Origin of the sequence: Nitrospina sp. 32_T5 (assembly GCF_052156635.1) — a bacterium.
GTDB lineage: Bacteria > Nitrospinota > Nitrospinia > Nitrospinales > Nitrospinaceae > Nitrospina.
Window position 1 is genome coordinate 126,258 of sequence record NZ_JBQKUO010000005.1, and the last position, 23,252, is coordinate 149,509.

Here is a 23,252-nt window from a genome sequence, read left to right on the forward strand (position 1 = left end):
TCATCGATCCAGAACGCAAACGAACCATGACCGAAATTGAAAAAAGTCCGACTCCACCACTTAAAAAGCGCCGCGGCGCCTCACGCATTTTTGCAGGCGGCCTGCACCGGGGGATGGCCGTCCTGCTGGCCCTGTTCCTGCTGTTGCCCGCCAACGCTCAGGCCTACATTGGCCTCTGCTGCGCGCACTGCGGCGGCAACATGCCGCTCAACATTTTCGGCGGCGGCATTCCGGAACCGAAGGAGTTCCGTTTCAAGATCAGCCAGATGTTCATGCGCATGGGTCCCATGCGGGACGGCACCAAGGATCTGAAAACCTCCGAACTCGTCGGCATGCCGGCCATGGGCAAGTTTCCCGCCGTGCCGGAGTCCATGAACATGTGGATGACCATGTTCGGCGGCGCGTATTCGTTCTCCGACGACTTCGCGCTGATGCTCATGAGCAGTTTCAGGTACAACACCATGCCCATGCGCTTCAACTCAATGCTCCAGGCCTCGACGGGCCGATCGGGCTTCACCATGGAATCGTCGGGCCTCGGCGACACCAAACTCATCGGTAAGTACCGGCTGTATTCCGACGATCACCTGGCGCCGACGCAACAGTTTTCCATGTTGTTCGGGGTGTCCCTGCCGACGGGAAGCATTAAGAAAGAATTCACGGAAAATCCCGCGGCTGGGCAGAACGGCACCCTGCTTCCCTTCAAGATGCAGATGGGCAGCGGCACGTTCGATCCCATCGTCGGACTGACCTATCAGGGGTCGCGCGATCCGTTCTGGTACGGCGCAAACCTGGTGTACACCGGGCGTTTCTACGACAATAGCCAGGATTATCAGCAGGGGGACGAGGTGCGGCTGGATATTTACAGCATGTACCAGTTTCACCCGCAGTCGGTGGTGCACCTCCAATTGAACGGGTTTTATGAAGGCAGGTACAGCGACGAGCCGCGGCTGGCGAGGGAGCAGGGACACGGCCACGTCGGGTTCAATCCCAACGGACCGTTCACAAGTCCGCTGTTCGACCCGGACAACTACGGCGGAACGAAGCTGAATGTCACCGCGGGCATCCAGTACCAGCCGATCCCGTTGCACGTACTCGAGCTGACGGCATCGGCGCCGGTGACACAGAACCTGCGCGGGCCACAGCTGGCCGAGGATTACCGGATCATGATCTCGTATTACATCGAGATCCCGACCAAAGACAGCCGCCGTTACAAAGGCATGCCCGCACCCAAAGAACTCGGATTCTAGGGAAGCCGTATGAATGGAATTACTCGAAATCGATTCCTCCTTGTCGCATCGCTGGCTGCCCTTGTTCTGGCTGCCGGGTGCGGTGGCAACCCGTTGCCCGAGGCGGGATCAGCTGATGAGAGGTTGTACCGTGCGAAATGCACCGTCTGTCACAGCTGGCCGCATCCTCAGCGCCACACGGCTGAAGAATGGGACCACTATCTGAAGGTGATGGAGGGTCACATGAAAAAAAAGAACATCGCTTTCACTGAAAGCGAGAAGGAAACCATACGCAACTATCTGCACAGGAACTCACGATGAGACACTTCAATCTTAAAAACAAAGTTCGCCTGCTGTTTGCGCTGGCGGCATCCCTTCTCCTGCTGACTGGCGCAGGAACCGAATCCCTGCCGCCGAAAGAGAAGCTGTTCGATCAGTTCGGCGTCACCCCGCCGCGCACCGCCAAGGAAGCGCCCGACTTCACGCTGACCACGCTGGAGGGGAAAAAGGTAAGCCTGAAGGAATACGAAGGCAAACCCATCCTCATTCACTTCTGGGCCACGTGGTGCGTTCCCTGCAAGGAAGAGCTGCCCACGATCCAGAAACTGCACGAAAATCTGGGCGGCGAGGTGGTTCAGATTCTGACCATCAACATCGATCGCTGGAACAAGGACCGGGTGGAAGAGTTCCAGAAGGATTTCGGTCTGCGCTTTCCGATCCTGCTCGACCCAAAGCAGGAAGTGCGCCGCAAGTACTTCATCATGGGACTGCCCACCAGTTACCTCGTCGGAGCCGACGGTAAGCTCGCCGGGTACATATCCGGTCCGCGGGAATGGAACTCGCCGGTTTCCCACCAGATCATGAAAACCCTGGCACACCATTCCGGTTGAGTCCACGCACTCCAGCACGCATCCAAACAGGAAGGGTGATACAATACGCCCGCGGCTGGATTGAAGGGCCACAACTCACTGCCAACCTGGAGGCCGAGCGGGCATGCAACTGGTATTGCTGATAGGAGCGGGGGGATTTGCAGGCGCCATCCTGCGATTCTGGGTGAGCGGCTGGATTCAGAACGGGCTGGTCACGTTTCCACTGGGGACACTCGGCGTGAACTTCATCGGTAGTTTCCTGCTGAGCCTCATCATGTACCTGTCGGAGTTCAAGGGCGTGTTCACCGAAGAAACGCGCGTGTTCCTCACCATCGGCGTGCTTGGCTCCTTCACCACCATGTCCACCTTCGGCTACGAATCGTTCAAGCTTCTCGAACAGAATGAACTCGGCCTGTTCAGCCTCAACGTTGTGGGGTCGGTGACCCTGGCACTCCTTGGCGTGTATCTCGGACGCCTCATTTCGGTGAACCTTTAATCATGAAAAAAGAAACCGAAGCGATCCTGTTGCGGATTTTCATCGGCGAAGACGACCGGCACGAAGGCCGTCCCCTTTACAAATACCTGGTCGAGCTGTTCCGCAAGGAGGGGATGGCCGGAGCAACGGTCCTGCGCGGCACCGACGGCTTCGGCAAAACCAGTCACTACCACACCACCTCCATCCTGCGCCTGTCCACGGACCTGCCCATCGTCATCGAGGTTGTCGACACGCGTGAGAAAATCGAAGGCGTCCTGCCGAAGCTGGAAGGCGTCGTCACTTCCGGGCTCATAACCGAAGAAAAAGTCACCATCGTGTTTTACGAAGGCGACGAAACCAAATCCCGCTAGAACCGGTAAGTGAGCAGACCGCTCCAATACACGATATCGTTCGCGGGTGCCGTCTGCTCGATGAACGATCCCGCCTCGAAATGGTTGTAGATGGCGCGGATGTCGAGATGCCGGTCGAACGTGTACTTGATCTCCACTTCCTGTTGCGTGCCGACGTAGCGCGCGTTGCTCAATTGCCCCGTCCTCAATATTCCGTTGCCGATGGAATACACGCCGTCGTTCAGGGACTCGCGCCAGACAAACATTGTGCTCGCCGTCGCCGACCAGTGGCGGTCCAGCTTGAAACTGACACGGGGTTGAAGCTGGTAGGTGTTGATGAGCCCCACCGGTGCGCTCTGGCTGATGTGCTTGCCTTTCGGGAACATCGGGTTGAAGGAGTTGAGGTCCCCGTCGGCGGCGTTGTTGTCGCCGCTGTACACGTCCGCCCGCACGCTCAACCTCGCAGACGGCTCGTTCGCAAAAAGCACGGTGTACCCCGTGTCGGAAGCCGCCGCCCATGCACTGATCGTTGAGTCGCCGAACGTGCCGAACTGGTACACAAACTCGAAATCGAAATCGAGCGCGCCCTCCTTTCCCCAAATCCGCGTGCCGAGGGTGTGACGGATTTCGTTGGCGATGCCCTGATCGAACGCGTGCGCTTCGTGGTTAAGTCCGACGTAATACAGATCGACATTCACCGGAAACCGCCAACCGGTTTTGTGAACGCCGTAGAGTCCCCACCAGCTTTGCTCGTTACCTGAGTTGTTGTCGAAGAAATCACGTGAAATCTGAACCGGCCGCGCGATGAATCCAGTGACGGTGGTCTTCTCATCCTGCCACGTCAGCATGGCGGCGTCGTGGCTGAGACGCAGGTTCGGACGTTCGCGGTAATTGAAAAACCGTCGTGCGCCGAAAATGATCTCCTGCCGGCCGAGCCGCAGGGTGAAATTCGACGCACCCGAGCCTGGAAGTTTGAAGTCGGCGAACAGCTGGTTGATGTCCATCCGGTCTTCATCGACACCGCGGGGTCCGCCTGTACGGCCCGACTCTGTGCCTGTCTGCAACTGGAAAAACAGGCGGAAGCGGTCCTTCGCGTGGAAGTCCGCGTGCAGCAGGTATCGTTGCAGGTACCAGCCGTTTTCATCCTGGGAGCCCGCCCCCCAGTTTTCGTTGTCGATGTATTCGAAGTGCTGGCGGGTTTCACCGCCCAGGGAAAAATAGAAGTCTCCCTGCCTGTCTATAGGGATGAACTTCAGGGAATCCAGGTAATCGGTCCGCCGGGAGGCGTCCCGCAGAAAAGAGTAATCTTCTTTGTACCGGGATTGATTAAAAGGAGGCCGGTCGGCTTCTTTTGCCGCCAGGGCCGGGGTTACGCAGAGTGTCAGGGTGGCAACCACCCACCAGATCCAAGTTGACTGTCGCATAGCTCTTCATTTTATATTTCATGTTAGAGAACTCCATAAGCCATCATCGCGTCAGCCACTTTTTTGAATCCCGCCAGATTGGCGCCTTTCGCATAGTCGATGTAGCCGCCATCAACAACGCCATAATCGATGCACTGTTGATGGATATCCGCCATGATCCCCTTCAATAGCAGATCCACATCCTCCCCGGACCAGGCCATGTAAGTGGTGTTCTGCGTCATCTCCAATCCGGAAACCGCAACTCCACCTGCATTCGAAGCCTTGCCGGGAGCGTATAATATGCGCTCCTCCTGAAACACACGGATTGCCTCAGGTGTGCACGGCATATTGGCACCCTCTGCAACGGCAATGCAACCGTTTTTTAACAATTCCTTCGCGTCGTCCTGAAACAATTCGTTTTCTGTTGCACACGGAAAGGCCAGATCACACTTCACACCCCATGGCTTTTTGCCTTCATGATATTCGCAATCGAATTTATCCGAATACTCCGCAATGCGCCCTTTTTTAAACAGTTTCAGGTCTTTGATGAACTCCAGTTTTTCTTCATTCAATCCGTCTTTGTCGTATATCGTGCCGGAAGAATCCGACAACGTCACCACCTTCGCACCCAGGTCCATCAGTTTCTCGGCAGTGAACACCGCCACGTTGCCCGAACCGGACACGGCGCAGGTTTTGCCTTTGATGGAATCGCCCCTATGTTTCAGCATGCTTTCCATGAAGTAGGCGCACCCGTAACCCGTGGCTTCCTTACGGATGTGGCTGCCGCCGAATTCCAGTCCCTTGCCGGTGAGCGCGCCGGTGAATTCGTTGCGCAGACGTTTCCACTGCCCGAACAGGAAACTGATCTCCCGGGTGCCGACTCCGATGTCGCCCGCGGGGATGTCGATGTTGTTGCCGATGTGCTTGCACAGCTCGGTCATGAAGGCCTGGCAGAACCGCATGATCTCGCGTTCGGATTTTCCCTTGGGATCGAAATTGGAACCGCCCTTCGCCGACCCCATCGGCAGGGTGGTGAGGCTGTTTTTGAATGTCTGCTCGAAGGCGAGGAACTTGAGCACACTCAGGTTCACCGAGGGATGAAACCGCAGGCCGCCCTTGTACGGGCCGATGGCGTTGCTGTGTTGCACACGGTAACCGCGGTTCACGCGGTATTTGCCCCGGTCATCCTCCCAGCAGACGCGGAAGATGATGATGCGGTCCGGTTCCGACAGCCGTTCGAGGATACGGGCCTTGATGTATTTCGGATGCTCGTTGATGTAGGGGATGACCGAGACAGCGACTTCCTGCACCGCCTGGTAGAACTCCGGCTCGCCGGGGTTGCGTTTGACGAACCCTTCCATGAACTTGTCCAATTCCATAAATCACTTTCCGCGTGGAGACCACGCTTTCTTTATGTATCAGTTTCCTCTCCAACCCCGCGGTTGAGGCGATCAATTGTTCTGCGCTTCATCAGGCCGAACGGTCATGTCGCCAAGTTTGAGGAAGATGCCCTCCTCCCCCCGCTCTTGAACCTGGATTCCTTTATGATGGCGAGCCTCGAACATGGTTTCAAACGCAGTGGAATCCAGGCGGTACTCCCCACCCTGCTTATCAATGATCACCATCAGTGCTACCAGAAGTTTTTCGATTTGTTCATCCATGCTTGCCTCACGCGTAGGGTTTGCGATCACTGGTGAGCCAGCGCCAGCCCAGCCAGATCCAGGTCCAGATCATGCCGATCCACCCAAGCGTTCGGGTGATGGCGGCGATTTTCGTGTCCTGCATGATCAGGCCCCATTGAAAAAACAGATTGCGCCAGTCGTGCGCCTCCGCCCCCAGCCCTCCAATCAGGGGCAGGCGCAGCGCCCGGGCGTCCGCCATGTACACGGCGATGTCCAGAAAGTTCTCGAAAAACCAGAACCCGCCGACGGCGAATCCAACCGTATCGCGTTGCCGCCAGAAGGCGACGGTCACGACCAGCGGGATCAACAACTGGCCCAGTGTGCCGCCCAGGATCCCGATGGTCTCGCCGAAAATCCCAAATGCAGGGTGACCGAATTCGTGAAACACCAGATTGACCTGGTGAAGGAAGCGTAGTGCCGCACGGTCCATCATCCCCGGGTCCACCGCCATCAGGTAAAGAAGGTAAGCGAACGCAACCGATGTACAGCCAAGCGCCAGCCCGGAGACCGGTTTCCATGGCTCGGAGGCGGGGCTCCAGATGCGGTCCCACAAACCGGGTTCGGGTTCCTCATCCATGCAGAATTTGTCATTTCGCATCAAACTGGTAGCCCTTTTCACGCACGGTTTGGATAAAGCAGGGTTTCTGCGGCTTTTTCTCAAAATGCTTGCGCAAACGCGCGATAAAATTATCCACCGTGCGCGTCTCCGTGTCCGGCGCGTAACCCCAGACCTTCTCCAGCAACTCTTCACGGGACACCGGCTGCCCCTCGTTGGCGATCAACAGGTTCATGATCATGATTTCCTTCGACGTCAGATAGAAGTCACCATTCTGGCCGCGTGCCTTGCCCGTTTTGAAATCAATCCACATGTCGTCGAAACGGTACACATCTTCACTTTGCGAAACCTGCTGGTACCATTGCTTGCGCCGGAGGATTCCCTTCACACGCAACAGCAGTTCCGGCAGGTGAAACGGCTTGGTGAGGTAATCATCGGCACCCGCTTCCAATCCTTCGGTGCGGTCGTCGTCGGTTGATTTTGCAGTCAGCATGAGAATGGGGAAACGGTAATCGGTTTCCCTGATCTTGCGGGCGACTTCCAGCCCTCCCAAACCGGGCAGCATGAGGTCGAGGATCATCATTTCGTAGAAACCTTCCTCGTATTCCCTGAGAGCCGATTCTCCATCTTCGACAATCGTCACCCGGTAGCCTTCCTTTTCCAGGTTGAACGCCAAACCTTTCGCCAGGTGTTTTTCATCCTCGACCAGCAGTAATTTCTTTCCATTTGTCATAATAAAACTCTTCTTACGAATGATTGCCGGAACCGGGGGGTTTCCCATTTGCGGGCAACAGCACAGTGAACACACACCCCTTGTCCCGCCCTTCACTTTTCACTTCGATGTGTCCCTTGTGGTTTTTCACGATTTCATTGCAAATGTACAACCCGAGCCCGGCCCCCTCGATGTTCTGGGTTTGGGGATTGCGCACCCGGTAAAATTTCTTGAATACTTTTTTGCGGTCCTTTTCATCCATACCGATTCCCTGGTCGATGAAATCAATCTGGTAATACTTGCCCTCCAATCCCATTCGTATTTTGAACTGCTTGCCCGAGGAGGAATAACGAAGTGCGTTGCCGATGAGGTTATTGAACACCATCCGCATCGCCCGTTTGTCCAGGTTCAACGTCGGCGCTTCTTCAATCTCCAAATGCGCAGCGCAGTTTTTTTCCTCGAACTGACGCCGGTGGCTCTGCACCAGTTCCTCGAGAAAGGGCTTCATCTCCACCGGCTTCAACTGCAACTGCATGTTTTTGGATTCCGGACTGCTGGCTTCGAGAATGTTTTCAATCAATGCCGACAAGCGTTCGGTGTCGGAGAGCATCGTTTCCACAAAATCGCGGGCCTCCTCCGGCGACAGCTTCTGGTATTTCATCGTCTCCAGGTAAAGCTGGATCGACGCAAGCGGCGATTTCAGTTCATGGGACACGCTGGAGATGAAGTCGCTTTGCATTTGGTTCAGGCGGGCCTGTTTGTTGTAATAGACGAACATGATCATCACCCCGCCCAGGATGAACAGCATCAGCACGCATCCCTCAATCAGGATGACCCAGTTGAGATCAGGCGAAAACAACTCCGGCCGAAGACGCTGGGCGAACTCCTGAAAATCCTGGCGGTTCTTCAGGTACCAGTTGATCCAGATCGCCATCAGGAACACCCAGGCGATCTGCACCCCGATGAACACCATGATGGGGTGGAACAGCGTCCTCAATTTGCTCATGATGGCCAAACAAAATCTCCAGAATTGGGGGGCAAAACCCATGTCAGAATTTCACCCAAACAGGGTGTGCAAGTCCTTCAAATTGCGTCTCTTTCAAATGTTACAAAGCTTTTACATCCAATGAAACCAATCAAATGTATCTTGTATGGGAGTACAGAAGTGCTTTCCATTAATTCAATTTCATTTTCATTCTAACGCATTCTCAGGTGGAGAGGAAATCCATGGGCGAAATTAGAGAATTCAATCCCAAATACCGGTTCAGCATGGCCAACGTTTATTATTTCGGCTTCCTGCACGCCATGGCGTTGCTGGCCGTTTTTCCCTTCGCCTTTTCGTGGAGCGCTGTGGCGGTGATGCTGGTGCTCAACTGGATGACGGCGTCTCTCGGCATCTGCCTCGGGTTTCACCGCTACCTGACCCACCGCAGTTTTGAAATGCCCAAATGGCTGGCCTACTTCTTCGTATTCGTCGGTACCCTGGCCTGCCAAAACGGCCCGATCAAATGGGTCGGCCAGCACCGAATGCACCACGCCAACTCCGACACCGACGGCGATCCGCACAGCGCGGCGCGGGGCTTCTGGTGGTCCCATATGGCCTGGATGTTTTATGTGCATTCGGACTTTGACGACAAGCAGAAACTTCTGGACTACACTAAGGACTTCAACGGCGACCGGTTTTACCAGTTCCTGGACAACCACTTCATCAAGATCCAGATCGCGTTCGGTTGCCTGCTGTACGCCATCGGCGGCCTGCCCTGGGTGATTTGGGGCATCTTCGTCCGCGTGGTTCTGGTTTACCATCAAACCTGGCTGGTGAACAGCGCCTCACACATGTTTGGCTACAAGAATTTCAAATTGCAGAAAGACCTGTCCACCAACTGCTGGTGGGTGGGCATGCTCGCTTTCGGTGAAGGCTGGCACAACAACCATCACGCTTTCCCCAGCTCCGCACGGCACGGCCTGCACGCATGGGAAATCGACCCGACGTGGATGGTCATCAGCCTGCTTCGGAAACTGGGCCTCGCCACCAACCTGAAGGTGGTTCAGCTTCAGCCGAAGGAGTCGGAAGCCGACGAATACTATCAGGGCGAAATGGTCAAGCAGGCGGCGTAACGCCGCCTGCGGGCCAGGCCCGATTTCACCCCCGCACCTCCCTCACTCCTTCAATCCTGGAAATACCGATCACCGCCGCTTCGCGGTCGGCGCCCTTCCTGAACGACAGCCGGTAGTCGATCTCCGCTTCATTCTGGTCATTATCCAGTTTGAAATGAATGTCTTCCACGGAAAAACCATGGCGTCGGAAGACCTCCGTGCATTTCTGACGTACATTTTCGTATTGCGTCAGGCTGGTTTGCACCACCATTGCCTTGTATTGATCGACCGGCATCCAGTCCCCCACAAAGCGGAAAAAGAACAACATGATGAAAACGAACAGGGTTCCCCAAAGCGCCAGCGGATAGATTCCCTTGCCGATCACGATACCGAGTCCGGCGACGAACCACACGCACCCGGCGGTGGTGAGCCCGCGGACCATGTCCGATTCCCGCAAGATGGCTCCGCCTCCCAGAAAACCGATGCCGGTTATGATGCCCGCCGACATCCGGTTGACATCCAGAATGTTACCCGACTCCATATTTTGTGAATAATACTCGGTGCCGAGGATCATCATCGCCGCGCCGAGGCACACCACGATGTGCGTGCGGAACCCTGCGGGACGGCCGTGAATTTCCCGTTCTATGCCCACCACACCGCCCAGAACAATTGCCAGCAGCAACCGCAACAGGACTTCTCCGTCTATCCACCACTCGATGTCCATAAGCCGCATGCCTCCTGAAGCTCAGCGTTCATTCATCCCACTCAAACTCAACGTGGTATCCGGCGTATTTGCGCAGATTGATCACCCGGCTGTCAAAAATAAGGTACTGCCCCTTGATCCCGGTCAACCGTCCGGACAACGTGTTTTCCTTGTCCAGGTTGTGGCTCACGATTTTAGCGGGAACTTCCAGAACCGGATAGGTGAGCGACTGCACCGGTTCGCTGTCCAGGAAAAAAGAACGAAGATCCTCTGGAAACCAGTCGTACACCTGGCCGCGCATGATTTCCAGGTCCGCCTCATCCACCTCCCCTTTCAGCATGCGCCGCCAGTTGGTTTTGTCCGACATGTTTTTTGCAAGCGCCACCTCGATCTGTCCCGCCAGTTTCCGTTCCGGGGTGCGGGCGATCACCAGCCCATTCACCGCCCCTTGGTCGATCCAGCGGGACGGAATGTTCCAGTGCCGTGTCACACCCACTTTGACGGACGAGGTCAGCGACAGGTACACGAAATGGTCCACCTTGCAGTGCGTTTCGTAAAACTCGCGATCCCGTTCGTTCCCCTTTTCGTGCTCGCATCGTTCCGGCCGCACGGAGCACATGGCGTTTTCCGGCAGGTCGCGGGCACAGGGAAAGCAGTAACCTTCATCATAGGTTTTCTTGATAACCCGGCCGCACTCGACGCATGTGATGCGCCCACTGAACCTGAGGGTCAGCTTCCGGTCGAGTGCGGAATTGATGGCGACGGGGCTTTCATCCAGATCGAGAAAATACTGGATGGGATCGCCCGCTTCATGACGCATTTTGCGAAGTTGTCCGGAAACTTTCATGAAAATTCCTGTTTGAGATGAAGACGGGGTTTCTCCCCATACTTAAATTATAGACGATTTGAAAGAACGGCGCAGGGAGGGAGGAGGGCTCAGCCCAGAAACATCGTGAGGATTTCGTAGAGCATCATCGCCAGCACCGCCGTGAAGGGAACGGTGGCAAACCAGGAAACGACGATCTGCTTTACAATATTGAGGTTCAAACTGGCCAGGCCCCGCGCCAGCCCGACGCCGATCACCGAACCCACCAGGGTGTGCGTGGTGGAAATGGGGAGCCCCATCTTGGAACAGACCAGCACCACGGTGGCCGCGCCAAACTCAGCGGAAAATCCGCGGGACGGAGTGATTTCCGTAATGCGTTTGCCCACGGTTTCCATCACCCGCGCTCCCCAGATCAGCAGCCCAAAAACGATACCCGTCCCTCCCATCGCCAGAATCCATATGGGCATCTCCACCTTCATTTGGATTTCCCCGTCATTCAAAATGGACACCACCGCGGCGAGCGGTCCCACGGCATTGGCCACGTCGTTCGCGCCATGGGCGAAGGCCACGTAGAAGGCCGTGATGATCTGCAAAAATTTGAAAATGTGTTCCGTGGTCTGGAACTGGCGGTTGATGTCATCGGCAGGAGGCACCGCCACTTTCTCAACCAGTGATTTCGCGATCACGAAAGCAATCCCGCCCACGATCAGCGAAATGGTGAGGGCCCGGGTGAACCCCAGGTTGAGATGGAGGTTTTTGAGCCCTTTGTACACCATGGAGTTGGCGAGGATCACAAAAACCAGGAATACGAGAAAAGGGACAACGCGCTTGGCGGAAGCAACGGCATTGTGCTTGTCGAAAATCTTGACGGTGATGAACCGGAATATCAGGAAGGCCACAATGCCGCCCATTACGGGCGAGACGATCCAGCTCAGCACCACGGAGCCGACCTTGGCCCACTTGACCGCCACCATGCCCCGAGCCACGAGGCCGAACCCGACCACCGCACCGATGATCGAATGCGTGGTGGATACGGGCCATCCAAGATAACTTGCGACATGGAGCCAGATGGCCGCCGCCACCAGGGCCGCGATCATGCCCAGAACGAGGTCCATGGGCTCATCGGCAAACAGGGCGGGGTCCACCATCCCCTTGCGCACGGTGTCGGAGACGTGGCCGCCCACCAGCAGCGCCCCGGCGAATTCCGCGACGGCGGCGACCAGCACCGCCTGCCGGAACGTGAGCGAACGCGCGCCCACGCTGGTACCCATGGCATTGGCCACATCGTTTGCGCCGATGTTGCAGGCCATGTATACGCAGGCCAGGATGGCGAAGGCCAGTAAGAACGTGCCTAAATCCAAAAGGCTCTCTCTCCCCTATGGGTTTGGAATGAATCGGGCCAGGTTATTTGGCCAGGAAAATACGCAGGACTTTGCCGATCTGCTCGGACCTGTCGGCAACCCCGCCCAGCTTTTTGCTGACCTCGTTCCACAACAGGAGGTCGGCGGAGTTCAACTCTTCACCCTGCGCAAACAGGGTCTTGGCAAACTGGAACTGTTTGCGGTCGGCTTCCCATTCCAGCTCAGCCAGCTTGTGACAGCCCTTCTCCACCTTTTCCGCCTCCATCCCTCCGAACGAGGCTTCCAGCAGCGCGTTCAATTCATGAATCAGGTCACAGCTTTTCTGGGCAATGTTTACGACGTGGTTCACCAGCTCCATGAGCGGTTCCTTCATGGGTTCCGTAGTTTTGAGATTCCTGATGCGAAGCAGGACCGCCAGATCCTCAACCGCATCGGCGATGTCGTCCTGGGCGGACAACAGGTGCAGAAAGTCGCGCCGGTCCACAGCCAGAAAAATCCCCTGCGGCAGGTGGTTGCGGATATCGCTTTTTATGGTGTCCGCCTCGTGCTCCAGGCGCACGATCTTCTCCGACATCTCCCCCACCTTGTCAAATTGCCCTTTCAACTGCGCATCGAATAGAGGGTGGACATGATCCACACAGGAGCGAACCATTTCCATATGGCTGACGAGGGGTTTGAACGGAGATTTCGCGAACATCGAAAGGATGGAACGCATGGCAGACTTCCTTTATAGAAGAAGGATTGATGACTGCTTAACAGCTTATATCATTTTGGCCCGGCCGGATCAATGCGCCGTTTTCAGTCCAACAGGCTCTCACCCCATCAACATCCGCCACTGTTCCAGGCTGTCAATCTGAAGATAGGTATTGGTTTCCCTCACTTCCCCCAGGGGAGCGTTGTCCTTGCCGCCGTAATTGTGACCGGGATACAGAACCACCTCGTCCTGAATTTTGGTGAGCCGTTGGGTGAGCGTGCGGTACATCTCCTCGCTGTCGCCACCGGGCAGATCCACACGACCGCATCCCTGCAAAAACAGCGTGTCCCCGGCGATCAGGTAATCCTTCACTCGGAAGCACTGCGAGCCCGGAGTGTGGCCCGGGGTGTGCAGAAAGGAAATATCGATGGAGCCCACTTTGAGCGTGTCCTCGCTGTCCATTTTCTTCATGTCGCTGTCCGAAATGCCGGTCACCTGACGCACGCCGTCCGCCTCGTGCTTGTTGACGTAGACGGGAACCGGACTGCGTTCCATCAACTCCGGCAGGCCCAGGATGTCCATGCCGAAAATGTGGCCGCCGACGTGGTCGGGGTGGTAGTGCGTGATGAGCGCGCCCTTGAGCGTCATGTCGTCTTCCGCCACGATGTCGAGGAGGGTGTCGATGTCCCACGCCGGGTCCACCACCACGCACTCGCGGGTCTGGGCGTCGCCCAGCAGGTAAACGAAATTGGCCATGCTGCGTGCCGAGCTGTCGTAGCGTGCGAAATCGACTCCCGAAAGAAGTTGCCGGAAATAAAAAGGATTGTTATCACTCAACGGAGCACCTCCGGTTGCGGATTCATTGGAGAATCTGGTTCAACAAATTAGCGAGACGAACCCCTGCTTTCTTTAATTGCATTGCCACCACCTCCCGGCCTTTTTCAAGATAGCGTCGGGTCAGGCGTCCCTCCCGGTCCTTCAACAGGGCGTACCCATGATGAAGAACCAGGTTGCGCGACTCGTTGGTCCAGGACACGGGATCGCCGTCGGCCCACAGCGCGGCTTCCTGCGGCGTCAGTCCCTGATTCAACAAGCGGGCATATTGTAACAGAGATCGTCCGCCGAGGGCGATGAGCCCGCTGTCCCACAACGCGTGCAGATTGGTATGGCGGTTGCCGGTGCGGACGTCGATTTCGTTGCCACCGCGGTCGCGGGCGTTGCCTACGTGCATGGGCTGGTGGACATCCGCCACCAGATGCACCAGGAACCGGAGTGCTTCGTCCCGCTCGTCCTGCGGGCGGGTGCGGTCGGCTAGAATCCTCCGGTATTCCCCGATCTTCTCAGTCACGCAATTGCGCCGCGGGCAGTCACGGCTTTGAAGGTACTCCCGTTCGCCCTCGGCGATATTGGTGTAGTGGAGCAAGTCCGGCGCACCCGGTTTTTTTTTGATGTAATCGGCCCAGTTGGCAATGGAGGCGAGATGCTTTATATTGAATTCGCGTTGGATGGTATTGCGAACGTCCGGTTCCAGCCGCAGTTCCGCCAGATGGGCCACGATACGATGGCCCTCCGGCCCCCACGCCCAACCAGGCGCCGCCATCCCCGCTACCGTCAGGAGGATCCCGGTGAACAGCCCCAACCATCCTGTCCCGTTAAACCTGTTCATGCCACTGTTTCCCTGAATTCAACAAGGAGTCCCATGAGCCATGCCTATCATACCATCCGATTCTGGGTCGTTATTGTCCTGCTTTCCCTGATGCTGGGTGTGGCCTGCATTGTGATGGGCTGGGTGGACCGCTCCGGGAACCTGTCGCATCGGGTTTCTTCTTTGTGGGGCCGCCTCCTGTGCCGATGGAACGGGATCGACGTCGAAGTGGAAGGGTTGGAACACCTGAAGTCCGATCAGTCGCAGATTTTAATTGCCAATCACCAGGGATTTTTCGACATCTTCAGCCTGTCCGGCTATTTGCCCCTGCAACTGCGCTGGGTGGCGAAGGCGAGCCTGTTCAAAATTCCTTTCGTGGGATGGTCGATGCGCGCCTCGGGCTATGTCCCGGTCGAGCGTGAAAGCCGCAAGAAAGCACACCAGGCGTTTCTCGCCTCGATCGAAAAACTGAAAGAGGGAAATTCGATTGTCATTTTTCCGGAGGGCACGCGGTCTCCCGACGGGGTGATCGGTCCCTTCAAAAAGGGAGGACACCTGATGGCAGTGCGCGCCAAGGTCCCCATGGTGCCCGTGACCCTCATCGGCAGCGGCCGCATCATCCGCAAAGGCAGTGGTATTATCCGTCCAGGTCCGATCCGCATCATCATCGGCAAACCAGTGGAGTATGAGGAAATTGCCGCTAAAAAGGAGGAGTCGGTTCTGGAGGGGATCCGCGCGACCATTTGCGAAAATTACCGCCTCCATGCCCCGGAAACCATTTTCCAGACGCAAGCGGCGGAAAACCCGCCGCATCCATCTGCTTAGGATTTTTCTTTCTGGATGAAGGCCCAAACGTCCTTCGGGTGCTCGCGCAGGTCCTCGATGTCGTCCCAGATGGCCCGGATCATTCCCGTCTTGTCGATCACGAACGTGGAGCGACGGATTTTTTTGACCATCTGGCCCATGTCGTCCTCTTCGTAAACCACCCCGTACTTCTGGGTCATTTCCTTTTTCTCATCCGACAACAGGGTGAAGTTCAACTGGTAAACTTCGATGAATTGGCGGTGGGACTGGACGCCGTTCCAGCTGATGCCCATCATTTCCACTTCCTTGGTCTGGAACTTGCGGTTGTAACCGTTGAGCGAAACCATCAGGCGCGTGTCTTCCGGGCTCGCATCGAAGGTGTAAAACACCAGGATGACCCACTGCTTGCCTTCGAAGTCCTTGAGCTTGATGGTGACGCCTTCCTCGGCGGAAGGGCTCGTGGCCCCGGCCTTGTACCCGTAAACCGCGGGCAGTTCAAAATTAGGGGCCCTGTCTCCTACCTCCAGTTTGTCAGCCATGAAAGCCTCTTTTGTTGGGAGTTCAAAAATCGGGAGAGTTACTTCTCGCCGAATGCATCTTTCAACAGAGGCTCCACTTCCCCCTTGGCTTCCATTTCATCGAGGATGTCCGTGTCTCCATAAAACTTGCCGTCGATGAACACTTTCGGCAAGGTCGGCCAGTTGGTCAATTTGTTGAGGGTTTCCCGTTTCTGCATGTTGTCGAGCACGTCAATCACCTCGAACGGGTACCCGTACTTGTCGAAAAACTGGATGGTCTCGACGGTGAATCCACAACGCGGCGCATGGCGGGTGCCCTTGCCGTAAATGAGGATTTTGTTTTCTGCAATTTCTTCTTTGATTTCTTCTTCGAGATTGTCCGACATATCGTCTAACTCCAATGTACTGAGAGGGGGTTGAATAAAAAGTTTCCTGTTGCTTATTGTATCACGGGGTCGCGGTTTTGATCTCCGCGGCGTGCAGGCGTCCATCCTGCATGGCAGGATTCAGGCACGACTGCACCAGACGGTGACGCTCCATCACATTCTTGCCCTCAAACTCCTTCGAGGTCACGTGAATGATGTAGTGGTCCCGCATTCCGGTTTTGTCCATGCACTGAACTTCGGCGTCGGGGATGGTATCGGTCACCAGTTTGATCAGGTCGGGAACACTAATCATGAAACCACCTTTCCTGAGGGAAATGAGTTACTGAAATTACGGCTTGAACGCTCGTGTTTTGGATTCAAATCATACCCGAAAGATTTAATTTTTTCACCCCCTGCGGCAAGCTTCAGGGCCGCCCCGGGGATAAGCCAATAACTTATTAAAATTCAATAAGTTAATGGAACTTCAGGGCGCCTGCAAAATCCAACTGCCGATTGGCCCCGGCCGCCACATTTTGCTATAATGGTGAATCGATTGGGTGGTTTTAGAATCTAAATATTAAAACCCGGTATTTAATTTAAAGGGAGTTAGGGGCAATGACCAAAACCTCGGAATTCATATCCATTACACCGAAAGCGGCAGAGGAAGTCAAGAAGCTGATCGAGGCTGAGAACGATCCTAAAATCGGGCTGCGTCTCGGCGTCAAGGGCGGTGGTTGCTCCGGCCTGTCCTACGACCTGGGCTTCACCCCGAAAGATGACGGGGATACGGAAATCGACTATGGGGACTTCAACGTGTTCATGGACCCCAAAAGCCTGATTTACCTGAAAGGCATGCAACTGGACTACCAAGGCGGCCTGCAGGGCAAGGGTTTTGTGTTCGTCAACCCCAACGCCAAGTCGGTGTGCGGTTGCGGCGAGTCGTTCTCCCTGACCTGAGCCAGGTTTCCCGGACCCATCGGTTCACCCAAAGCGCATCCGGTTTGTGCCGATGCGCTTTTTTTCTTGTAGAATGATTCCGGGCGCATGGCCTTCGCGGCCCTTCGCGCCGGGTTCCCGTTTCACCTTACCATCCGGTCGCATCATTATGAAAACCGCCGTCTCCGTAGCTGAAGAATACAAACAGTTGCGCGAATCCCTCGCCTGGTTTGTGATGGACGACTGGTGTCTGGCAAAGGCGTCCGGCCCGGACACGTTGAGCTTCCTCCAGACGCAGACCACCAATGACATGATGAAAATCGAGGTGGGGGATGGGGTGGACAATGCCGTCACCGACCGCAAGGCGAGACTCCTTGCCAATTTCTCCGTGCACCGCGACTCGGAGGAATCCGTCCTGCTGCTGGTGGAAAGGGCCCAGCGTGACCGCTTGATCGACACGCTCGAAACCTACCACATTCGCGAAAAGGTGGAATTCTCGAAAGACACCGCGTGGAACCGCCTGCTCGCCGTTCAGGGACCCAAAAGCCCGGTGGTCCTGGACGATTTGACGGGCGAGGTGACCAACCTGATGAAGCACAACGACATCAAAACGGTGTCGTTTGAGGGCCAAAGAATCGGCCTCATCAGCCGCAGCCTGACGGGCGAGGATGGCTTCGTGCTGGCGTACCCTGAAGAGATCGAAGAAAAGTTGGTCGCCAGACTTCAGGAAGTGGGAAGCGAATTCGGGATTCTGGCCATCGGCGCGGAAACGCGCGAGGTGTTGCGCATCGAGGCGGGCATCCCGGCCTACGGCAGGGACATGGACGACCGCCAGATCCTGCCGGAGACGGGACTGGAACACAGCGCGGTGAGTTACTCCAAAGGATGCTACACCGGGCAGGAAGTCATCGCGCGCATCAAGACCTACGGTTCACCTGCGTTCGCGCTGATCGGTCTGGTCCTGGAAGGCGACACTCTGCCCCCCCGCGATTCGGAGATCAGGCTCAACAATAAAAAGGTCGGCACAATCAAAAGTGCCGTGTTCTCCCCGCACCTCGGAAAAAACATCGCGCTGGCCTACATGCAGAAGGAACGCCGTTCTCCGGGGCAGACGTATGAAGTGACTCTGGGCGGCGAACCGTACACGGTGAAGACCGCGCTGTTGCCGTTTTACCAGACCAAAGGCCGGACGGAACGGGCGGAAACCCTGCACAAGCAGGCACTTGAAATTTACAAAAAAGAAGAAAACCTGGACCAGCCGATCGCGCTTTTACGGCAGGCCATCGCTCTCGACCCCAAGTACGCCGCGGGATACGAGGCGCTGGGCGTCATGCTGTCGAAACAGAAAAAGCTCGACGAGGCCATTTCGCTCATGAAGCGACTGGCGGAGATCGACCCCACCGAGATCATGGCGCACACCAACCTTTCGATCTACTACATGGAACAGGGGCGCATTGAAGAAGCGGAACAGGAAAAGGCGGAGGCAACGGCTCTCCAGTTCGAAAAAATGGTCGAGGAAAGTCAGGCTAAAAAAGCGCGAGAGAAAAAGGCGGAAGCCGACCAGGCCGAACGGGAGCGTCAACTGGAGATGTTCATCAAGGTGCTGGGCATCGACCCGGAAGACCAGGTCGCCAACTTCGGGCTGGGCTCAATTTATTACGACACCGAACGGTACGAGGAGGCGGTACCGCCGCTCCAGACCGTGGTCAAACATTACAAGGATTATTCCGCCGCCTACCTTCTGCTTGGCAAAACGCTTGAGAAATTATCCAGGAAGGAAGAAGCCGCGGAAGTTTACCAGCAGGGCATCGCCGCGGCCTCCAAAAAAGGGGACCTCATGCCCCTTCGCGATATGCAGAACCGCCTCAATCAGATTCGGCATTCTTCCGAATCCTGAAGATCCAGATACTCCAGCAAATCGGCCCCCGGTTGCATCACCCCTTTGTTCAAAAGACCCTGAGTGATATTGACCCCGTGATCCATCAGAAACCAGAACCGCAGTAAAATTTTCTCCTCCACCGTGGTCTGGGTGTCTTCCCAGTCCGTTTGCGACTTGTGCTTATCCAATCCCTGCACAAGCTTGTCGGGTATCGTGAGCCGCCGTTTTTTAAGGAACACATTGAAACCATCGACCAACATGGGCCTGAATTCTTTACGGCTGATCTTGATGAGTTCGGAAACACTGGGATAGTTTTCCTGATGATACTGGAAGAATTTTAGCTTGTAGTACTGGTGAACGGTTTCCAGCCGGAAATAGCAGTGCAGGTCCACCACCTCCGGCCCGTAAACCTGCACCAGGAAGCGACGGATGAGAGACTTTCCCGTCTTAAGCAGAAGCTTGTTGAGGCGGCCACGATCAAACAAGTGGATGCGCACCGTACTCAGATGCTTCACACATTGATTTTGGATATCGAGTTGAAATGAGGCCGAACGGGGCGGAACGCGGTACCAGTAAATTTCATCCCGCGCTACTTGCAGGGCTTGCCTGTAGGATTCGATGATCTGGTGGTTGTTGGCCTTTTTGGCCTGCCGCGCAATTGTGTAGGCATTTTCCTTGGAAAACCCCAGCTCCACCAACTGATCCTGAAATTCGCGTCGCGCCCCCATAAGGTAACCACCGCGTTCCTTGATATGGTCTTTCGCCTTGCTCACTCCACGAAGAGCCAGGCTTACGTCACGGGGAACCAGCGTGAGGTTGAGCGATTGTGCGAACTGGTGGATCTCTTCCAGTGTTTTGTAATTCAGCTTGTCGATGTAGAGAAACTTCTGGATGTGCCGTTCGTGAAAACCACACTTTTCAAAAATGCGGATCTTCTTGTATTTGACTTCCTCCCAATACTTGCGGGTTCCTTCCTTCTTGGTGAACTGGTTTTCGATCTCCGACCGCGCCTTGAAAAAATAACTTCGCAGCAAATACCATTTCGTCTTGATGGTCGATTCAATGATCCATTTGTATTTGGGTGTCAGCACTGTCAGCTTGGGATCGTCGAGCAGTTGTATCTCGCCGGTCTCCAGAATGTATTCCAGCAGTTCCAGATGACGCTCGAGCAGGATCGGATTGACCACCTCGACGAACTTGCGGAAGATCGTTTTCCAGCGGTAGGGATCCAACTGGCTCTGGTTTTTACCGTTGCTCTTGAATTGGGAAAGACGTCGCCGGATTTCCAGCATTCCCTGTTTTTCGAACTGCTGGAACAGCTTGTCGCGGGCAATGATGTCACTGATCTTGATCTGCTTGAGGCGGTTGATCACGTTCGGTGTCTGCCGCGCGATTTCCGCATCCAATGCGGTGTAGGATTCCGCATCTGAGAAATACACGTCTGCCAGCAAGGCGTAAACCTTGTCGAGCGACAGCGTGGTTTTTCTGGATAGTTTTTTGTATTTGTCGAAATCGAGATTTTTTGACCCCGCCTGACAGGAGCGGATGTCATTCAGGTAGGTGCGCGCCTGACGAAGCTCTTCGTCCTGAACATAGGGGTCATTGATGACGCGCAGGAACAGGGTTTCGGCGCGTTGGAGATCGCGTTTGGAAAGCAACTCCAAACCCTGGGTGAGGGGGTCGAATACAAACATGTGGCCATTACCGGCCCGTCAGCAAATCACCCTTCCTCCATTCATGACCGACCTTACTGTAAAACCGCCCCTTTCCCTCAATCTTTTTGGGGACGATGCACATTGCAGGAATTCCAAACGGTTGCAGTAAATATAAAAATCCCAGGTGGTCGAAAGTTTAACAGGAAGCGTGATATTCAAAACAGGCATTGTAGAAAAGTTTAATAAGGGCAACACGTTCAAGCAAAAAGTACCGCGTTGCCGCATACCTCATTTAAATTAGGATGCAATCCATGCAAGCTGGATTTCTTTATTTGCCGGATTTTCACAAAATCCACCACAGGTTCATTTCATACCTCGAATGAACACCCATATATCGATTCTACACGGGAACGGGGGGGCGGGGTCAATAGCCTGGTGGAAGGTCTGCCGGATTAACCCGTTTGGGCGGTAGAGAGTCAGCGGTAAACCAGGTCATGGAAGGGAGTGACGCCTTTCTGGCCGTTTCTTTCTTTGTTGCGACCGTTCCAGATGGCAAAGGCGATGGCGGTTTTGCCGCCCACGAACTGGGTATCGTTGGTGTCACCGGTTTGAAGCGAGCGTTTGAACACCACGGCCCATCGGTTGTTGCTCCAATTGCCGTAGCCGTCCACGTTCTGCTCCGCCTGCGTGGTGAGTGTGCTGAAGCCTTCGGCATTGAGGTCTTCCACAGGAGAATGGCGCATTGTGTTGTCGGAAAGAATATTACCCGTCGCACGGCCCGGATTGTAAACCCCTTCGTTTTTCCCCATTCCCGAATCGATGAATGTTTGCCGTTCGCTGAAATGCTTGTGGCGCTCGTCGGTCAGTTTCAAGCCTTCGTCCGGTTCATAGATGTAATAACTTCCGGAACCCATTGCCATGTAATGATACTGGTCCTCGATGTCCTGCATCATCTCGTTGCCGGCCTGGCCCGCACCTTCTTTATCCCACGTTGCTTTCCATTGCCAGATGTTGACAGGCTCCCCCTCCGCGCCCATGGTGAATGGCGGTACCGGCCCCTGCTGATCGACAGGAAACATCAGGGCGGCCTGGTCCCGGTACTGCTGGGATTGCACGAGGATATCGTTGCGGGTGGCATCCACCCATTCCAACCGGATGGCAATGTGCTCCTCATTCACCGCAGCCTGCACCATGACCCATTTGGTGGACGGATTCGGCCACATGGGATTGGTGATCATCTGAGGCATCAAGTCGATGATTTCCGGCTTGGGTTGGTCACCGGTACGGGACCAAAACGGATCGGATGGGTTGAGGGGGATGGCTTTTTTTAAACGGAGGGCTTCTATGGTGACCGCCCCGGCCGGGGCGACCATCAACAGAAGAAGGAAAAAACAAAACGCCCACACCAGGGCCTTCAAACTTGCCATAAACCTCTCCGGACGGAGCGAATGGTATATAGGCAGTTCACCGGTTTGGATAACCGGGTTTACTTGACCGGTTCACACTCCGCCGGAGCGTTGGCGATAAGGTCATTTTCCATACTGTAGGACAACGAACGGTATTCGGGCTCTTCCACCTTGATCGGCTTCACGTCGAGAAGAACACATTCGTTATGAATGAAAAGCGACATTATATCGACCAGGTCCTTGTACAGTCCCCGTTCCGCCTTGCGGGCCGTAAAAATGGAGAAAAGCGGTGTCCACCGGCCGAGGTGATTGCGCAGAAATTTTTTCACGCTCTGGCGGACGATGGCAATCTTTTTCTCATCGTGATCGTTGGTGATGCCATAAGCCTCGCGGAAACACAGATAGCCCATGAAGGCAAGCTCCACGGCGATATGGTCCACGCGCTCCTTGCCCCGGCTTTTCGGGAACTCGAAGCCGAACGTTTCGTAAAAGCCGCCCAGCTGGATCAAAACGTCGGTTTGGGACTGAATACCGCCTTCGGTGCCGTACTGCATTTCATAAGGGGGACATTCCTGGGAGACCGCGTGACCGAAAACACGGACATATTCCTGTTGCACCTGTTTGAGAGCCATGCGCGGCAGGTATTTGCCGAACCGATTGATTGCTTCCTTGGCGGTGCCCCAGTCTTCTTCATTGAGCAACAATACATCCAACGGTTCCAGCAGGGATTTGGGGCGGAAAAACTTGCGGTTCCAAGGGTAGCTGAACGCATTGGACAGAATATCGTAGACCCGGCCGCGAGCGAGGTGCAGGGAAATCCGCTGTTCCTTGATTTCCTCAAGGCTTCCCGTTTCCCCGAACTTCAGCAGGATCTCGTCTTGTTGCTTCTTGCTAACTTCTTTGGTCTCGGCCATGGGGTTTTTCTCCCTTTTATTTTAAATTCCACCCCGGAACAGGGCTTGTTGCCCTGTTCCGGAGCGGCAGATGATACCCGACTTAGAACGCACCAGGATGCTCTTCGGGCCGGACATAGAAAGGCTCTTCAACCGTGACACGGATGATCTCCTTACCCTTCCGGTTGAACCCGATG

Annotated in this window: 27 protein-coding genes; 9 read left to right on the plus strand and 18 right to left on the minus strand. The window is 55.4% G+C overall.

The features are described 5' to 3' along the window. Positions 1–26 precede the first annotated feature (26 nt). The 5 genes from ACTRW9_RS13645 to ACTRW9_RS13665 all read left to right on the plus strand — a co-directional run bounded on the left by ACTRW9_RS13645 (position 27) and on the right by ACTRW9_RS13665 (position 2,941). Positions 27–1,247 carry a transporter gene (locus tag ACTRW9_RS13645; protein WP_442429768.1) on the plus strand — a complete coding sequence of 407 codons (1,221 nt, stop codon included), beginning with the start codon at positions 27–29 and terminating at the stop codon, positions 1,245–1,247. 9 nt (positions 1,248–1,256) lie between these two features. Further along, positions 1,257–1,547, plus strand: a complete 291-nt coding sequence (locus ACTRW9_RS13650) for a cytochrome C (RefSeq protein ID WP_442429769.1) — start codon at positions 1,257–1,259, stop codon at positions 1,545–1,547. Then, a complete protein-coding gene (locus tag ACTRW9_RS13655) occupies positions 1,544–2,116 on the plus strand; it encodes a TlpA family protein disulfide reductase (protein ID WP_442429770.1) in 573 nt (190 codons plus the stop codon). Before ACTRW9_RS13650 ends, ACTRW9_RS13655 begins: the two co-directional genes overlap by 4 nt. A 103-nt stretch (positions 2,117–2,219) precedes the next feature. Then, on the plus strand, positions 2,220–2,591 hold the full coding sequence (gene crcB, locus ACTRW9_RS13660; RefSeq protein WP_442427630.1) for a fluoride efflux transporter CrcB: 372 nt from the start codon (positions 2,220–2,222) through the stop codon (positions 2,589–2,591). A gap of 2 nt (positions 2,592–2,593) precedes the next feature. Continuing rightward, entirely contained in the window at positions 2,594–2,941 is a 348-nt protein-coding gene (locus ACTRW9_RS13665; RefSeq protein WP_442427629.1) for a DUF190 domain-containing protein, read from the plus strand. Here ACTRW9_RS13665 and ACTRW9_RS13670 read toward each other — a convergent pair. The 6 genes from ACTRW9_RS13670 to ACTRW9_RS13695 all read right to left on the minus strand — a co-directional run bounded on the left by ACTRW9_RS13670 (position 2,938) and on the right by ACTRW9_RS13695 (position 8,279). Beyond that, positions 2,938–4,344: an alginate export family protein gene (locus tag ACTRW9_RS13670; RefSeq protein WP_442429771.1), complete on the minus strand. Its 1,407-nt coding sequence runs from the start codon at positions 4,342–4,344 to the stop codon at positions 2,938–2,940. The two genes, ACTRW9_RS13665 and ACTRW9_RS13670, sit on opposite strands and share 4 nt — an antisense overlap. A gap of 23 nt (positions 4,345–4,367) precedes the next feature. Next, positions 4,368–5,702, minus strand: coding sequence for an NADP-specific glutamate dehydrogenase (gdhA, locus tag ACTRW9_RS13675; RefSeq protein ID WP_442429772.1), 1,335 nt, complete (start codon positions 5,700–5,702; stop codon positions 4,368–4,370). 72 nt (positions 5,703–5,774) lie between these two features. Beyond that, positions 5,775–5,984: a hypothetical protein gene (locus ACTRW9_RS13680; RefSeq protein WP_442427626.1), complete on the minus strand. Its 210-nt coding sequence runs from the start codon at positions 5,982–5,984 to the stop codon at positions 5,775–5,777. Positions 5,985–5,991: 7 nt separating this feature from the next. Next, entirely contained in the window at positions 5,992–6,603 is a 612-nt protein-coding gene (locus ACTRW9_RS13685; RefSeq protein WP_442429773.1) for a hypothetical protein, read from the minus strand. After that, positions 6,593–7,294 carry a response regulator transcription factor gene (locus ACTRW9_RS13690; RefSeq protein ID WP_442427624.1) on the minus strand — a complete coding sequence of 234 codons (702 nt, stop codon included), beginning with the start codon at positions 7,292–7,294 and terminating at the stop codon, positions 6,593–6,595. Before ACTRW9_RS13690 ends, ACTRW9_RS13685 begins: the two co-directional genes overlap by 11 nt. Before the next feature lie 13 nt (positions 7,295–7,307). Continuing rightward, the gene (locus tag ACTRW9_RS13695) at positions 7,308–8,279 is read right to left on the minus strand and encodes a sensor histidine kinase (protein WP_442429781.1); all 972 of its coding nucleotides are present in this window, start codon (positions 8,277–8,279) and stop codon (positions 7,308–7,310) included. A 221-nt stretch (positions 8,280–8,500) separates the two neighbouring features. Here ACTRW9_RS13695 and ACTRW9_RS13700 point away from each other — a divergent pair, with 221 nt between their 5' ends. Then, a complete protein-coding gene (locus tag ACTRW9_RS13700; RefSeq protein ID WP_442427623.1) occupies positions 8,501–9,391 on the plus strand; it encodes an acyl-CoA desaturase in 891 nt (296 codons plus the stop codon). Positions 9,392–9,416: 25 nt separating this feature from the next. Here ACTRW9_RS13700 and ACTRW9_RS13705 read toward each other — a convergent pair whose 3' ends face one another. The 6 genes from ACTRW9_RS13705 to ACTRW9_RS13730 form a co-directional block, all read right to left on the minus strand. Next, positions 9,417–10,094, minus strand: coding sequence for an MgtC/SapB family protein (locus tag ACTRW9_RS13705; protein WP_442427622.1), 678 nt, complete (start codon positions 10,092–10,094; stop codon positions 9,417–9,419). A gap of 28 nt (positions 10,095–10,122) precedes the next feature. Continuing rightward, positions 10,123–10,920, minus strand: a complete 798-nt coding sequence (locus ACTRW9_RS13710; protein ID WP_442429774.1) for a DUF2797 domain-containing protein — start codon at positions 10,918–10,920, stop codon at positions 10,123–10,125. Between the two features lie 89 nt (positions 10,921–11,009). Then, positions 11,010–12,260: an inorganic phosphate transporter gene (locus ACTRW9_RS13715; RefSeq protein ID WP_442429775.1), complete on the minus strand. Its 1,251-nt coding sequence runs from the start codon at positions 12,258–12,260 to the stop codon at positions 11,010–11,012. 43 nt (positions 12,261–12,303) lie between these two features. Further along, positions 12,304–12,975: a TIGR00153 family protein gene (locus ACTRW9_RS13720; protein ID WP_442427619.1), complete on the minus strand. Its 672-nt coding sequence runs from the start codon at positions 12,973–12,975 to the stop codon at positions 12,304–12,306. Positions 12,976–13,074: 99 nt separating this feature from the next. Beyond that, positions 13,075–13,791 (minus strand): MBL fold metallo-hydrolase, encoded by a 717-nt coding sequence (locus ACTRW9_RS13725; protein WP_442427618.1) that lies wholly within the window; start codon positions 13,789–13,791, stop codon positions 13,075–13,077. Positions 13,792–13,813: 22 nt separating this feature from the next. After that, the gene (locus ACTRW9_RS13730; RefSeq protein WP_442429776.1) at positions 13,814–14,620 is read right to left on the minus strand and encodes a S1/P1 nuclease; all 807 of its coding nucleotides are present in this window, start codon (positions 14,618–14,620) and stop codon (positions 13,814–13,816) included. Between the two features lie 33 nt (positions 14,621–14,653). Here ACTRW9_RS13730 and ACTRW9_RS13735 point away from each other — a divergent pair, with 33 nt between their 5' ends. After that, positions 14,654–15,424 (plus strand): lysophospholipid acyltransferase family protein, encoded by a 771-nt coding sequence (locus tag ACTRW9_RS13735; protein ID WP_442427616.1) that lies wholly within the window; start codon positions 14,654–14,656, stop codon positions 15,422–15,424. Here ACTRW9_RS13735 and ACTRW9_RS13740 read toward each other — a convergent pair. The 3 genes from ACTRW9_RS13740 to ACTRW9_RS13750 form a co-directional block, all read right to left on the minus strand. Continuing rightward, entirely contained in the window at positions 15,421–15,942 is a 522-nt protein-coding gene (locus ACTRW9_RS13740) for a peroxiredoxin family protein (RefSeq protein ID WP_005009278.1), read from the minus strand. The two genes, ACTRW9_RS13735 and ACTRW9_RS13740, sit on opposite strands and share 4 nt — an antisense overlap. A gap of 38 nt (positions 15,943–15,980) precedes the next feature. Then, the gene (locus tag ACTRW9_RS13745; protein ID WP_442427615.1) at positions 15,981–16,307 is read right to left on the minus strand and encodes a glutaredoxin family protein; all 327 of its coding nucleotides are present in this window, start codon (positions 16,305–16,307) and stop codon (positions 15,981–15,983) included. A gap of 61 nt (positions 16,308–16,368) precedes the next feature. Further along, a complete protein-coding gene (locus tag ACTRW9_RS13750; RefSeq protein ID WP_005009276.1) occupies positions 16,369–16,599 on the minus strand; it encodes a BolA/IbaG family iron-sulfur metabolism protein in 231 nt (76 codons plus the stop codon). A gap of 302 nt (positions 16,600–16,901) precedes the next feature. Here ACTRW9_RS13750 and ACTRW9_RS13755 point away from each other — a divergent pair, with 302 nt between their 5' ends. Together ACTRW9_RS13755 and ygfZ are read left to right on the plus strand one after the other, a co-directional pair. After that, entirely contained in the window at positions 16,902–17,243 is a 342-nt protein-coding gene (locus ACTRW9_RS13755) for a HesB/IscA family protein (RefSeq protein WP_442427614.1), read from the plus strand. A 148-nt stretch (positions 17,244–17,391) separates the two neighbouring features. Further along, positions 17,392–19,119, plus strand: coding sequence for a CAF17-like 4Fe-4S cluster assembly/insertion protein YgfZ (gene ygfZ, locus ACTRW9_RS13760; RefSeq protein ID WP_442429777.1), 1,728 nt, complete (start codon positions 17,392–17,394; stop codon positions 19,117–19,119). On the opposite strand, the gene ACTRW9_RS13765 is transcribed toward ygfZ, so the two are convergent. From ACTRW9_RS13765 to ACTRW9_RS13775, 3 genes are all read right to left on the minus strand, one after another. Beyond that, positions 19,092–20,795 (minus strand): hypothetical protein, encoded by a 1,704-nt coding sequence (locus tag ACTRW9_RS13765; protein WP_442427612.1) that lies wholly within the window; start codon positions 20,793–20,795, stop codon positions 19,092–19,094. The two genes, ygfZ and ACTRW9_RS13765, sit on opposite strands and share 28 nt — an antisense overlap. A gap of 437 nt (positions 20,796–21,232) precedes the next feature. After that, complete coding sequence (locus ACTRW9_RS13770) at positions 21,233–22,183, minus strand: ethylbenzene dehydrogenase-related protein (protein WP_442429778.1); 951 nt, start codon at positions 22,181–22,183, stop codon at positions 21,233–21,235. A 59-nt stretch (positions 22,184–22,242) separates the two neighbouring features. Continuing rightward, positions 22,243–23,076 (minus strand): TorD/DmsD family molecular chaperone, encoded by an 834-nt coding sequence (locus ACTRW9_RS13775; RefSeq protein ID WP_442427610.1) that lies wholly within the window; start codon positions 23,074–23,076, stop codon positions 22,243–22,245. Between the last annotated feature and the right edge of the window lie 176 nt (positions 23,077–23,252).

Bases quoted from the DNA above. Each gene is read 5' to 3' on its own strand.
- ACTRW9_RS13645 (WP_442429768.1), top strand. From the start codon at position 27: ATGACCGAAATTGAAAAAAGTCCGACTCCACCACTTAAAAAGCGCCGC.
- ACTRW9_RS13650 (WP_442429769.1), top strand. From the start codon at position 1,257: ATGAATGGAATTACTCGAAATCGATTCCTCCTTGTCGCATCGCTGGCT.
- ACTRW9_RS13655 (WP_442429770.1), top strand. From the start codon at position 1,544: ATGAGACACTTCAATCTTAAAAACAAAGTTCGCCTGCTGTTTGCGCTG.
- crcB (WP_442427630.1), top strand. From the start codon at position 2,220: ATGCAACTGGTATTGCTGATAGGAGCGGGGGGATTTGCAGGCGCCATC.
- ACTRW9_RS13665 (WP_442427629.1), top strand. From the start codon at position 2,594: ATGAAAAAAGAAACCGAAGCGATCCTGTTGCGGATTTTCATCGGCGAA.
- ACTRW9_RS13670 (WP_442429771.1), bottom strand. From the start codon at position 4,344: ATGCGACAGTCAACTTGGATCTGGTGGGTGGTTGCCACCCTGACACTC.
- gdhA (WP_442429772.1), bottom strand. From the start codon at position 5,702: ATGGAATTGGACAAGTTCATGGAAGGGTTCGTCAAACGCAACCCCGGC.
- ACTRW9_RS13680 (WP_442427626.1), bottom strand. From the start codon at position 5,984: ATGGATGAACAAATCGAAAAACTTCTGGTAGCACTGATGGTGATCATT.
- ACTRW9_RS13685 (WP_442429773.1), bottom strand. From the start codon at position 6,603: ATGCGAAATGACAAATTCTGCATGGATGAGGAACCCGAACCCGGTTTG.
- ACTRW9_RS13690 (WP_442427624.1), bottom strand. From the start codon at position 7,294: ATGACAAATGGAAAGAAATTACTGCTGGTCGAGGATGAAAAACACCTG.
- ACTRW9_RS13695 (WP_442429781.1), bottom strand. From the start codon at position 8,279: ATGAGCAAATTGAGGACGCTGTTCCACCCCATCATGGTGTTCATCGGG.
- ACTRW9_RS13700 (WP_442427623.1), top strand. From the start codon at position 8,501: ATGGGCGAAATTAGAGAATTCAATCCCAAATACCGGTTCAGCATGGCC.
- ACTRW9_RS13705 (WP_442427622.1), bottom strand. From the start codon at position 10,094: ATGGACATCGAGTGGTGGATAGACGGAGAAGTCCTGTTGCGGTTGCTG.
- ACTRW9_RS13710 (WP_442429774.1), bottom strand. From the start codon at position 10,920: ATGAAAGTTTCCGGACAACTTCGCAAAATGCGTCATGAAGCGGGCGAT.
- ACTRW9_RS13720 (WP_442427619.1), bottom strand. From the start codon at position 12,975: ATGCGTTCCATCCTTTCGATGTTCGCGAAATCTCCGTTCAAACCCCTC.
- ACTRW9_RS13730 (WP_442429776.1), bottom strand. From the start codon at position 14,620: ATGAACAGGTTTAACGGGACAGGATGGTTGGGGCTGTTCACCGGGATC.
- ACTRW9_RS13735 (WP_442427616.1), top strand. From the start codon at position 14,654: ATGAGCCATGCCTATCATACCATCCGATTCTGGGTCGTTATTGTCCTG.
- ACTRW9_RS13740 (WP_005009278.1), bottom strand. From the start codon at position 15,942: ATGGCTGACAAACTGGAGGTAGGAGACAGGGCCCCTAATTTTGAACTG.
- ACTRW9_RS13745 (WP_442427615.1), bottom strand. From the start codon at position 16,307: ATGTCGGACAATCTCGAAGAAGAAATCAAAGAAGAAATTGCAGAAAAC.
- ACTRW9_RS13750 (WP_005009276.1), bottom strand. From the start codon at position 16,599: ATGATTAGTGTTCCCGACCTGATCAAACTGGTGACCGATACCATCCCC.
- ACTRW9_RS13755 (WP_442427614.1), top strand. From the start codon at position 16,902: ATGACCAAAACCTCGGAATTCATATCCATTACACCGAAAGCGGCAGAG.
- ygfZ (WP_442429777.1), top strand. From the start codon at position 17,392: ATGAAAACCGCCGTCTCCGTAGCTGAAGAATACAAACAGTTGCGCGAA.
- ACTRW9_RS13765 (WP_442427612.1), bottom strand. From the start codon at position 20,795: ATGTTTGTATTCGACCCCCTCACCCAGGGTTTGGAGTTGCTTTCCAAA.
- ACTRW9_RS13770 (WP_442429778.1), bottom strand. From the start codon at position 22,183: ATGGCAAGTTTGAAGGCCCTGGTGTGGGCGTTTTGTTTTTTCCTTCTT.
- ACTRW9_RS13775 (WP_442427610.1), bottom strand. From the start codon at position 23,076: ATGGCCGAGACCAAAGAAGTTAGCAAGAAGCAACAAGACGAGATCCTG.